This is a genomic window from Mycobacterium asiaticum (genome assembly GCF_001673365.1).
Taxonomy (GTDB): Bacteria; Actinomycetota; Actinomycetes; order Mycobacteriales; family Mycobacteriaceae; genus Mycobacterium; species Mycobacterium asiaticum_A.
In genome coordinates this window covers 1-11,002 of record NZ_LZLS01000059.1, presented here as the reverse complement: position 1 = coordinate 11,002, position 11,002 = coordinate 1, and the positions used below count along the sequence as shown (strand labels likewise).

Annotated in this window: 11 protein-coding genes; 7 read left to right on the top strand and 4 right to left on the bottom strand. The window is 65.2% G+C overall.

Annotated features, from left to right (window positions below):
* Window positions 1-86: 86 nt before the first annotated feature.
* Together bphC and A5634_RS06305 are read right to left on the bottom strand one after the other, a co-directional pair.
* The gene (gene bphC, locus A5634_RS06310) at window positions 87-995 is read right to left on the bottom strand and encodes a biphenyl-2,3-diol 1,2-dioxygenase (RefSeq protein ID WP_065143224.1); all 909 of its coding nucleotides are present in this window, start codon (window positions 993-995) and stop codon (window positions 87-89) included.
* A 9-nt stretch (window positions 996-1,004) separates the two neighbouring features.
* Window positions 1,005-2,198 carry an acyl-CoA dehydrogenase family protein gene (locus tag A5634_RS06305; RefSeq protein WP_065143223.1) on the bottom strand — a complete coding sequence of 398 codons (1,194 nt, stop codon included), beginning with the start codon at window positions 2,196-2,198 and terminating at the stop codon, window positions 1,005-1,007.
* A gap of 156 nt (window positions 2,199-2,354) precedes the next feature.
* Here A5634_RS06305 and A5634_RS06300 point away from each other — a divergent pair, with 156 nt between their 5' ends.
* Genes A5634_RS06300 through A5634_RS06285 form a run of 4 tightly spaced genes read left to right on the top strand, consistent with a single transcriptional unit; the run spans window position 2,355 to window position 6,049 of the window.
* Window positions 2,355-3,956 carry a flavin-containing monooxygenase gene (locus tag A5634_RS06300; RefSeq protein ID WP_253861499.1) on the top strand — a complete coding sequence of 534 codons (1,602 nt, stop codon included), beginning with the start codon at window positions 2,355-2,357 and terminating at the stop codon, window positions 3,954-3,956.
* Window positions 3,953-4,747, top strand: a complete 795-nt coding sequence (locus A5634_RS06295) for a mycofactocin-coupled SDR family oxidoreductase (RefSeq protein ID WP_081290235.1) — start codon at window positions 3,953-3,955, stop codon at window positions 4,745-4,747. The genes A5634_RS06300 and A5634_RS06295 overlap by 4 nt, the downstream gene beginning before the upstream one ends.
* A 31-nt stretch (window positions 4,748-4,778) precedes the next feature.
* Window positions 4,779-5,573 (top strand): SDR family NAD(P)-dependent oxidoreductase, encoded by a 795-nt coding sequence (locus tag A5634_RS06290; protein ID WP_065143220.1) that lies wholly within the window; start codon window positions 4,779-4,781, stop codon window positions 5,571-5,573.
* Window positions 5,570-6,049: a nuclear transport factor 2 family protein gene (locus A5634_RS06285; protein WP_065143219.1), complete on the top strand. Its 480-nt coding sequence runs from the start codon at window positions 5,570-5,572 to the stop codon at window positions 6,047-6,049. Before A5634_RS06290 ends, A5634_RS06285 begins: the two co-directional genes overlap by 4 nt.
* A 9-nt stretch (window positions 6,050-6,058) precedes the next feature.
* Here A5634_RS06285 and A5634_RS06280 read toward each other — a convergent pair whose 3' ends face one another.
* Both A5634_RS06280 and A5634_RS06275 read right to left on the bottom strand, forming a co-directional pair.
* On the bottom strand, window positions 6,059-6,934 hold the full coding sequence (locus A5634_RS06280) for an alpha/beta fold hydrolase (protein ID WP_065143218.1): 876 nt from the start codon (window positions 6,932-6,934) through the stop codon (window positions 6,059-6,061).
* Window positions 6,935-7,002: 68 nt separating this feature from the next.
* Window positions 7,003-7,425, bottom strand: coding sequence for a pyridoxamine 5'-phosphate oxidase family protein (locus A5634_RS06275; protein ID WP_065143217.1), 423 nt, complete (start codon window positions 7,423-7,425; stop codon window positions 7,003-7,005).
* Between the two features lie 229 nt (window positions 7,426-7,654).
* Here A5634_RS06275 and A5634_RS06270 point away from each other — a divergent pair, with 229 nt between their 5' ends.
* The 3 genes from A5634_RS06270 to A5634_RS06260 all read left to right on the top strand — a co-directional run.
* Window positions 7,655-9,118: an AAA family ATPase gene (locus A5634_RS06270; protein WP_065143225.1), complete on the top strand. Its 1,464-nt coding sequence runs from the start codon at window positions 7,655-7,657 to the stop codon at window positions 9,116-9,118.
* Window positions 9,119-9,243: 125 nt separating this feature from the next.
* The gene (locus A5634_RS06265) at window positions 9,244-10,272 is read left to right on the top strand and encodes an Acg family FMN-binding oxidoreductase (RefSeq protein WP_065143216.1); all 1,029 of its coding nucleotides are present in this window, start codon (window positions 9,244-9,246) and stop codon (window positions 10,270-10,272) included.
* On the top strand, window positions 10,269-11,002 hold a 734-nt coding region (locus tag A5634_RS06260), incomplete at its 3' end, for a universal stress protein (RefSeq protein ID WP_065143215.1). The genes A5634_RS06265 and A5634_RS06260, both read left to right, overlap by 4 nt.

The following is an 11,002-nucleotide window of genomic DNA, read 5'->3' as shown; positions in this document are numbered from 1 at the left end:
GCGGGCGCCGGAGCAAGGGCGCCGGAGCGCGGCCGCCCCGAGCGCGACGACGCCAGACGGCGCCGCGCCGCGACGGGACCGCGACATCACATCCGCATTGCCGCAGGCATGTCGCCGACCCACTGGTGGCCCCAGTAGCTGTCGGCGGTGATTTCCTCTGCGGTGTAATAGGTTTCGTCGACACGCATGCCGTCGGTGCCGAACTCGATGTCCCAGTCACCCGGTGAGCGGACATAGAACGACACCATTTTGTCGTTGGTGTGGCGGCCCAGGGTCGAAGACAGCTGAATGCCTTCGGCGTTGACCCGGTCCAGCGCCTGCCCCACCGCGTCAAGGCTGTCCACCTCCACCATGACGTGCACCAGTCCCGGATCGCGCTGATGCATGGCCGGGCAGATTGCGAGGCTGTGGTGACGGGCGTTGATGCCGAGGAACCGCACCCGGATCGGCCCGAACTCCGGCGGCGCAGGTACTCGGAACGCGCCGCGCGAGCGGAAACCCAGCACGTCGGTGTAGAACTCGACGAGCCCCTGGGCATCCATGGCCGGCAGGACAACGTGGCCCAGGCCCTGGTCGCCGGTCACGAACCGCGCCCCGAACGGTGTGATCACTGGGCTGTGGTCAAGCACCGCGCCGTGGAACACCTCGACCGTGATGCCGGCCGGATCGTGGAAGGTGATGACCTCTTCGACACGTCGCTCATCGGCCTCCTGCTGGGACAGGTCCTTGACCGCGACTCCCGCAGCGTCCAGCGACGACTTGACTCGCTGCAACGCAGCACCGTCGCGCACCTCCCAACCGACGGTTCGCACCCGCTCCGTCTCACCTGGGACCACGACGATGCGTGCGGCGCGCTCGTCCATCCGCAGATACAACGCGGAGCTGTCGGGTCCCTTGCCTTCTGCGAACCCCAGCACCCCAACGGCGAAATGCCGCCACCGTTCGATGTCGTTGGTCGAAACGGTAATGTAGCCAAGGCTTTTCAGATCGCTCACGGCAAGCTCCTAAATCAAGGCCCGCAACGGTCCCATCGGGGGCTCCACGCCGAACGAGCTCAGCGCCGAGGCGTGGTAGGTAGAACCCGGGACGTGGATGGCGTGCATCTGGCCGACATGCACGTCGCGCCAGTACCGCTGCAATGGCTTGTCCATCCGCGAGGCGTTGCCGCCCGAGCGGGCGAAAATTTCGTCGACGGCCGACACCGCGCGCCACACCGCTCGGATCTGGGTGCGTCGTCCCGCCGCGCGGTCAGCGAACGACACTTCCTTGCCGGCGGCGACCATGTCGTAGATGCGATCGGCGTTGGCCAGTAACTCCTGGCGGGCCGCGTTGATGTCAGCGGCGGCCTCCCCGATGGCGTACATGACGTAGGGGTCGTCCTTGATCGCGGTGCCAGTGACGCCGACGCGCTCACGCTGGTAATCCAAGTGCGCGGCCAGCGCGCCCTCCGCGATCCCGATCGTCGCCGCGGAGATGCCCAGCGGGAACATGGTCGACCACGGCATCAGGTAGAGCGGCTCGGTCATCCCGGCCTCGCGCTGCGCGGTGCCATCCATCACCTTCGTCGCGTCCATGGTCCGGTAAGTGGGGACGAATGCGTCCTTGACGATCACGTCTTTGGAGCCGGTTCCCCGCAGCCCCACCACATTCCACGAGTCGTCGACGATTTCGTAGTCCTTGCGCGGCAGGATCATGTGCAGCATCCGCGGCGGCATTAGCGGGACACCTTCTTCGTTGGCGAGCATGGCGCCCAGGATGATCCAGTCGCAATGGTCGGTGCCCGAGCTGAACTGCCAGCGGCCGTTGAAGACGTAACCACCATCTTGACCATCGATGGGCCGCGCTACGCCCTGTGGCGCGTACGGCGATGCCATCCAGGTGTCGACGTCGTCGGCCCAGATCTCGGCGGCGACCTTAGGGTCCGCGTACGCCAACTGGTAGGGGTGCACGCCGACCACGCCGACGATCCAGCCCGCCGCCGGATCCAGGGCGGCCGTCGCCATCGTCGTTTCGGCGAACTCGCGGGGGTGCGCCTCGAAGCCTTGGTATTGCTTGGTCTGCAGTAGCCGGATCAAGCCGGCCGTCTTCATGTTCTTGACCGTGTCGTCGGTGAGCCGCCCGATCCGCTCTGCTTCGGGGGCCTGCTCGCGCAGCTGGTCCGCCATCGCAACTACCCGGTCCAGTACCCGCTCGCTCATGCTGTTCGTCCTTACGTGTGTGGTCGTGCCTCTGTGTTTACTCCACTGCGCGAGTCGACTCAGCGGTGATCCCGGTGAGCGGACTGAACGAGCGCGCGACCCGGTCAACGGGAGGGGGCTGGGTTCGGCGCGCCCAAGGCCCTACGGTGGGTGGTTGTGGACAGTCTGGACGCACTCGTCGTGGGCGCCGGGTTCGCCGGTTTGTATGCCCTGCACAAACTGCGCGCCCAGGGGCTCTCGGTGCGGGCGCTCGAGGCCGCACCGGAACTCGGCGGCACCTGGTACTACAACCGGTATCCCGGCGCGCGCTGCGACGTGGAAAGCGTCGACTACTGCTATTCGTTCTCCGAGGAGCTACAGCAGGAGTGGGACTGGACCGAAAAGTACGCAACCCAGGCCGAGATCCTGCGCTACCTGAACTGGGTGGCCGACAAACTCGACCTGCGCCGCGACGTCGTCTTCAACACTCGGGTCGTCTCGGCGGTCTTCGACGAGGCGGCGGTGCGGTGGACCGTCACCACCGACACCGGTGATGTGGTGACGGCCCGGTTCGTGCTGATGGCGACTGGCCCACTGTCGGACGCGATGACGCCGGAATTTCCGGGGCTGAACACCTTCGGCGGGGAAATCCACCACACCGCACACTGGCCGCACGAACCGGTCGACTTCACCGGCAAGCGAGTGGCCGTGATCGGCACCGGATCGTCTGGGATCCAGACGATCCCGATCATCGGCGAACAAGCCGCACGGCTCTACGTCTTCCAACGGACCCCCAACTACAGCGTTCCGGCCGGCAACAAACCACTGTCCGCGGCCGAGCTCGACGACATCAAGGCCGGCTATCAGGAACGACGCCGACTGTCGTGGCGCAGCGGCGGGGGGTCGCCGCACATCACCGCCGCAAAGCCTGCGATGGAGTTCACCGCCGATGAGCGGCGGACGGCATTCGAAAAGCGTTGGCAGTTAGGCGGGGTGCTGTACTCCAAGACCTTCCCCGACCAGATGATCGACCCGGCCGCCAACGAGGAGGCCCGCAAGTTCTACGAGGAAAAGATCCGCGCGGTCATCGACGACCCCGCCGTCGCCCAACTGCTTATCCCCACCGACCACCCCATCGGCACTAAACGAATCTGCACCGACAGCAACTACTTTCAGACTTTCAACCAACCCCACGTGACGCTGGTCAGCGTTCGAGACACTCCCATCCAGTCCGTGGACAGCACCGGAATCAACACTACCGACCAACACTACGATCTCGACATGATCGTGCTGGCAACAGGTTTCGACGCTCTGACCGGGGCGTTGGCCAAGATTGATATCGTCGGCCGGGATGGCGCAACGCTGCGTGAGCAATGGGCAGACGGGCCGCGCACCTATCTTGGCCTGGGGATGGCCGGGTTCCCGAACCTGTTCGTCATCTCGGGACCGGGAGCGCCTGCCGTGCTGGCCAACATGGTGCTACACGCTGAGGCGCAAGTGAATTGGATCGCACAGACGATCGACTACCTAGATGCCAACGGTTACGCCGCGATCGAGGCCACCAAAGACGCCGTGGACAGCTGGGGTGCCGAGCTCAGCCGACTAGCCGAAGCAACCCTGTTCACCAAAGCCAACTCCTGGTACATGGGGGCCAACGTTCCGGGGAAGCCGAGGGGCTTCATGCTGTTCGTCGGCGGCTTCGCCACCTACAACACGATCTGCGCTGAGGTCGCCGACGCCGGCTACAAAGGATTCGACCTCACCAAGCAGCCATGCTGACGGGTTTGCGCGACAAGGTTGTTGTGGTCACCGGTGCGGGGCGTGGCACCGGCCGCGTGCACTGCCAACGGTTCGCCGACGAGGGCGCCGATGTAATCGCACTCGACACCTCTACCGACGACCTGGCTTCTCTCGCAACCGAAGTCGAAGGGCGCGGTCGCCGCTGCGTTACCGGCTTGGCCGACGTCGCCGACCTGCCGGCCGTGACAGCCGCCATCGACCGCGGCGTCGGCCAGTTGGGTCGTCTGGATGTCATCCTCGCCAACGCCGGGGTCCACACACCGGGCCGGCCCACGTGGGAAATCGAGGCGCGGGACTGGCAACACACTCTGGACATCAACCTCACCGGAGCCTGGCATACCGTCAAGGCGGGGGTGCCGCACATTGGCGCGGACGGGGGATCGGTCGTCATCATCAGTTCCACCAGCGGAATTCGCGGGTTGGCCAACGCCGCTCACTACACGGCCAGCAAGCATGCGGTGGTGGGACTGGCGCGAACGCTGGCCAATGAATTGGGAGCACGCAACATACGGGTCAACACCGTGCATCCCGGAGCCGTAGCCACGCCGATGGTGCTCAACGAAAAAACATTTCGGCGCCTGCGACCGGATCTGGACAACCCCACGGCCGAGGACGCCGCCGAAGTGCTGCGTGCCCGCAACCTGCTTCCGGTGCCGTGGGTCGAGCCGGTCGACATCGCCAACGCCGTGTTGTTCCTGGCCTCCGAACAAGGCCGCTACATCACCGGCACGCAACTCGTCGTCGACGCCGGCCTGACACAGAAGACCTGAAGCGGACCGCCACGCAGCGCTGAGGAGGGCCATGCCAGAACTGTCTCGATACGGGCCGTGGGCGGTGATCGCCGGAGGTTCGGAGGGTGTCGGCGCCGAATTCGCGGTGCAATTGGCGCGTGACGGAATCAACGTGGTGCTGATCGCACGCAAGCCGGGACCGCTGGATGAGACGGCTCGGCGGTGCCGCGAGAGCGGCGCTCAAGCCCGCACCATTGCCGTGGATCTCCTTGAACCCGAGTCGATCTCACGCATTGTGAAAGAGACGGCCGATCTGGACGTCGGTCTACTGATCTACAACGCGGGCGCCAACACCTGCCGGGAACAGTTTCTTGATGCCGACCTCGCGGCGATCGGCGGGGTGATCGACCTGAACGTGACCCGCATGCTGGAGCTCGTGCACCATTTCGGGCGACCCATGCGTGCCCGGGGCCGCGGCGGCATCCTGTTGGTCGGGTCGATGGCCGGCACTTACGGATCGATGCAGCAGTCGGCGTATACCGGCGTCAAGGCATTCGGCCGATTGTTCGCCGAGAGCTTGTGGCTCGAACTACGCGAATACGGGGTCGACGTACTGGAATTGGTGCTGGGTGTCACGCGCACTCCGGCGATGGAACGCGCAGGACTGAACTTCGACGTGCCTGGTTTGGTCGTCTCCGACCCGGCCGACGTAGCGCGGGAGGGCTTGGCCAACTTGGCCAATGGACCAGTGGTGATCGTCGGAGACAATGCCGCCGCCGTGCAGTGGGGCAGTGGACCCGACCGCGCCGCAATTGTTCTGGGGGCGCACAAACGAGTTCAGCAATTGATCGGGGGCAAACCATGACCGACATCGAGGCCCTTGCCGCGCGGCTGCGCCGGCTCGAGGACGAACACGACATCGCCAGACTGATCGCGTCCTACGGCCCGGCGGTCGACGCCGCGGATGCCGACGCCACTGCCCGGTTGTGGGCAGTCGACGGTGTCTACGACGTGGACCTGATGCGTATGGGAAGCCGCGCCGAAGTCCACGCCATGGTTTGCTCCGAACCGCACCGCAATCTGGTGGCCAACGGATGCAGCCACTTCCTGGGACCCGCCGTTGTGACGGTCGATGGCGATTCGGCGGTGGCGGTCTGCGAATCCTTGGTGCTGATCCGCGATGGCGAAGGCTATCGGGTATGGCGCTGCACGGCAAACCATTTCGCGTTGCGACGTAGCCACGGGCACTGGCAGATCACCACCCGCACCAGCAGGGTGCTGGACGGAAAGCCGGAAGCGCACGGTCTGCTGGCGAAAGGCCTTGCGGGCGAGGCGGTTTGACGAGCTGTTTCAACCGCGCGTCAGGAACGCCAGGACGGTGCTCTCGAACGCGTCCTTGGCTTCGATCATCGCCCAGTGCCCACAATTGGGGAACACGTGTAGTTCCGCGTTCGGGATGGTGCGCATCGGAACGATCGCCATGTCCAGCGGGCTGACCCTGTCGTCGCGCCCCCACGTCAACAGCGTGGGTGCGGCCACCCTATGCATGACGGCCCAGGGCATCGGCCGGTCGGAGGTGCTCATCGCCGCCATCATGGCGGCATACGCTGCCTTGCCGTACATGCGGCGGGCGGCAGTCAGCGCCTCCGGGTCGGTGGCCAACTGCCAGCGTTCCTCGATGAGCTCCTCGGTCACCAGAGACTGGTTGTAAACCATCGACTTGAGCCAGTCGACGAGCCGCTGGCGGGTGGGGTCTTCGGTGAACTCCTGCAACAGTCGGATGCCCTCGCTGGGGCCGGGACTGAAAGTGTTGGTCCCGATGCCGCCGATCGTCACCAACCGCCCGATCCGGTCGGGGTAGCGGATGGCAAAGTTGATGCCGACGCCACCGCCCATCGAGTTGCCGACGATGTGGACCCGGTCGATACCCAGCGCATCCAGAAACGGACCCACGACGCCCTGCGCGGTCATCATCGGATGACCGCCGAAGTCGTCGGTGACGCCGAAGCCGGGGAATTCCAGGATCAGGCTCCGGAAGTGCTCGGCGAAGGTGGGCAGGATGCCGCGGAAGTTGCGCCAGCCGGTGACACCGGGACCGGACCCGTGCAGAAACAACACGATCGGCGCGGTCTCCGTTGCGGAGCCGGAGCCTGTGTCGTAGTAGCGCAAAGTGCCTACCGCAGTGTTCGTTTCACGCAATTCGGATTGTTCGGAAGCGTTCGCCACTAGGCCACCTTGCCATGACTGGTGCGGGCCCGGGCACGAATTGCCCCGCGCCGGCGCAGATGTGACGGCTACGAGCTTTCCGACGGCCGCTGGAACCGGAACCGCCGACCGGTGACCATTTCCGGAAGGACGCGCACAAAGTGCGTCTTCTCCGATGATGTCCAGGACAGCAGGCCGGAATTCTCGGCCGCTGCCACGTCGTCGTCGTTGCGAACGGAGCGGGCAACACCTTTGACAATTACCGACCAGCCCTCGGTACCGCCGTATTCGTCGGCTTCAAAGACCACATGGTTGTTGATAGCGGTGCTGATCAACTTGGTACCCTCGGCGGTGCGGAACAGCACGGTGCGCCGCTGAACAACGAAATTGACCGGAAAGATTTGCGGTCGGCCGTCAACACTGGTGACCAGCCGTCCGATCGGCACGTTATCCAGCAGGTCCCAACACTCGTGTTCGGGCAGAATCGTGACCCCGTCGTCGGATCCCGGCATCAGCCTCCCCTTTCGTCGCTGCGTTCCAATGATGACGGTAGTCGCCCGAGATCCATCGCGGCCGCCCCCGGGTGAGGCCCGACGTCCCTGCCCTTGGTGACTAAAGACCCACGACCGAAGTTGGTTCGAGCGATAGCGTTTTCGGTAGGAGAGGGAGAACACAATGCATGAATCGGTGGCCGCTACCGGTTCCGCCAACGCGTGTGCCGATTCAGCGATCGAGGAGTCGATGCCCTACCTCGATCTCCGGGAAACCCACACCGGCGTCGTGGTGCTGGCCGGCGAGAAAGTTTTCAAGGCGAAGAAACCCCTGCGCACCGATTTCGTCGATTTTCGCACCGCGGGTCAACGCGAGCATGCGTGCCGTAGAGAAGTCGAGCTGAACAGCCGCCTGTCTCCCGGCAGTTACCTCGGGGTCGCGCAGCTGTCGATTCCGGGCGTCGGTCCGGCTGAACCGATCGTGGTCATGCGGCGGTATCGCGATTGCGACCGGTTGGCATTCCTGGCCACCCGGCCCGAATGTGATGCAACAACCAAGGAGGCGTTGGACGCCGTCGCAGCCGTGCTCACAGAGTTCCACGCCCGAGCCGAGCGAGGCGAGACGATCAACGCTCAGGGCGAGGTCGGTGCCGTCGAACAACGGTGGCGAGACAACCTGTCGGAACTTCATCGATACGCGGACATGGCGATCCCCGGGGTGACCGCAGAGTTGGTCTGTCGTATCGAGAGCCTTGTCGAGGAATTCATTTCGGGCCGTTCGTGCCTATTCGCAGATCGAATCGAACGGGGCCGCATCGTCGATGGCCATGGCGACTTGCTCGCCGACGACATCTTCTACGTCGATGCAGTTCCGGCCGTGCTGGACTGCCTGGAATTCGATGACGAACTGCGCTACCTCGACTGCATCGATGATGCCGCGTTCCTGGCCATGGACTTGGAGTTTTTGGGTCGCCAAGATCTGGGTGAGTACTTCATCGAGCGCTACACGGCTATGACCGGTGATTCCGCGCCGCGGTCGCTGTGGGACTTCTACATCGCCTACCGGGCCGTGGTACGCGCCAAGGTCGAGTGCGTGCGCTTTTTGCAGGGCAGGCCCGACTTCGCCGCCCACGCCGCGCGACACCTCGCGATCGCGACCGCCCATCTTCGCAACGGAGCCGTCCGGCTGGCACTTGTCGGGGGTAACCCCGGTAGCGGCAAGTCGACGGTGGCCCGCTCCCTAGCCGAACAGTTTGGCGCACAGGTCATTTCGACCGACGACGTGCGACGGGAGTTGACGCAGTCGGGCGCCATCTCCGGGGAGGTTGGCGTGCTGGACGAGGGCCTCTACAGCCCCGGCAAGGTCTTGACGGTCTATGAAACGGTGCTGGGCCGAGCGCGCGGCTACCTTGCCGAGGGTCAGTCGGTGATACTCGACGGCACCTGGCAGGACCCGGGTCTTCGCGCGCAAGCCCGTCGGATGGCCGGCGAAACCCATTCGCGAATAGTGGAAGTCATGTGCGTGGTGCCGGTCGAAACGACCGCTGGGCGCATCCAGACCCGCGCACCGGGCAATTCCGACGCGACTCCTGATATCGCCGCTGTCCTCGCGGGCCGTCGAGATCCTTGGGATTCGGCACACCAGCTCGATACGTCCTTGCCCCTTGCGTCCACTGTGGCGTTGGCCATGGACGCTTGGCAGCAAGGGATTTGACCAGATTCGGCCGAAAGGAATTGGCATGTCGACGAATACAGCAGTCAGCACCTACGCCTCGGGCACTGCGGTCCGGCGCCCGTCCGCCGAACGTCTATTGCTGGCTGAATCCGCGCGGGCCTGACATGTCGGCCAATCTGCCCGGTCGGGAAGTCATTCGGCAAGCGGTGGACCTCGCGCGTCGCGCGCCGTCGCTGCACAACAGCCAACCCTGGCGGTGGGTCGCCGACGAGACCACCCTGCAGTTGTGGGCCGATCCGCGCCGGAGAATGCCCGGCACCGACCCCAGCGGTCGGGAGCTGACGTTGAGTTGCGGCGCCGTCCTGGACCATGTGCGGGTTGCGATGGCTGCAGCTGGGTGGGGCAGCATCACCGAGCGGCTGCCCAATGCACATGATCCAGCACATCTGGCGACGCTGCGGTTCCGTCCGGCGGCCTCGATCGCAGCGCCAGACCAGCGTCTGGCGCAGGCGATACGACGCAGGCACACCGACCGATTGCCATACGCGGCACCGTCACCATGGTCTCCACTGGAGGCGGTCCTACGTGACGCCGTGACCCCGTACGGCGTGTCATTGGACGTGATAGCCGACGATCAACGTCCGCGGTTGGCCGAGGTGTCACGTCTGACCGAGACCCTGCGTCGCTACGACACCACCTACCTGACCGAATTGCGTTGGTGGGCATCTCCTTTCGAATCCGACGCCAGTCATGTGCCGCAGAGTTCGTTGGTGTCGGCTTCGGAGGCCGCACGGGTGGATATAGGCCGCGCGTTTCCGCCGACGGGTGGTGGCCATCGTCGCCCCACCGTCGATCATGACCACTCGAAGATCGTGGTGCTATCCACTCGAAGGGACGAGACAGCGGAGGTATTGCGCTGCGGTGAGGCACTTTCGGCCGTGCTATTGGAATGCACCGCGGCCGGCATGGCCACCTGTACGTTGACGCATCTCACCGAACTCGAACACAGCCGCGCGATCATCGGCGAAATCACCGGAACCTCCGGGCGGCCGCAGTTGCTGATCCGGGTCGGCAGATCTCCAGCCCATGAGCACCCGGCCGAAACCACCCCCCGTCGCCCGATGAGCGAGGTTCTCGACTTCGTTCCGGGGAGCTCGGCCGCCGACGGGACGTCCAAGGAGGAACGAGAATGACGCCGTCCGGAAAGCGCCACGGCTTCGTCGTCGGTGTCGACGGCTCGCCCGCCTCCACCGCCGCGGTGGCGTGGGGGGCACGTGCTGCCGCAATGCGGAACGTCCCGCTGACGCTGGTCCACATGCTCAACAGCTACGTGGCGACGTTCCCCCAGATCCCGATGGTGAGCGGGGTCGCCCTCTGGCAGGAAGACGATGGCCGGCGGGTGCTCGATCAGGCGGACAAGAATGCCCGGGATGCGGCGGGGGATCGGGCCATCGACGTCGTCGCAGAACTGAAGCTCTCGCCGCCGATACCGACGCTGGTGGAGCTCTCCGAAGAGGCCGAGATGGTGGTCGTCGGCAGCCATGGGCGCGGTGCCGTCGGGCGCGCCCTGCTGGGCTCGGTCAGCTCGGGTGTGCTGCGCGGCGCCGCGTGCCCGGTCGTCATCGTGCGCGATATGGAGTCCTCGGGAAGCCTGCGCGAGAACGCACCTGTGGTAGTGGGCATCGACGGGTCACCGGTGTCGGAGTTGGCCGAGTCCGTGGCGTTCGACGAGGCATCGCGCCGTGGTGTGGAACTCAAGGCGGTGCACGCCTGGAGCGACATCGAGGTGCTCGACCTCGACGGGTTCGACTGGGAGACACTGCAATTGCAGGCGGAGCAGATACTGGCCGAACGCCTGGCCGGATGGCAGGAGCGCTATCCCGACGTCACCGTGCACCGTATCGTGGTCCGTGATCGGGCGGC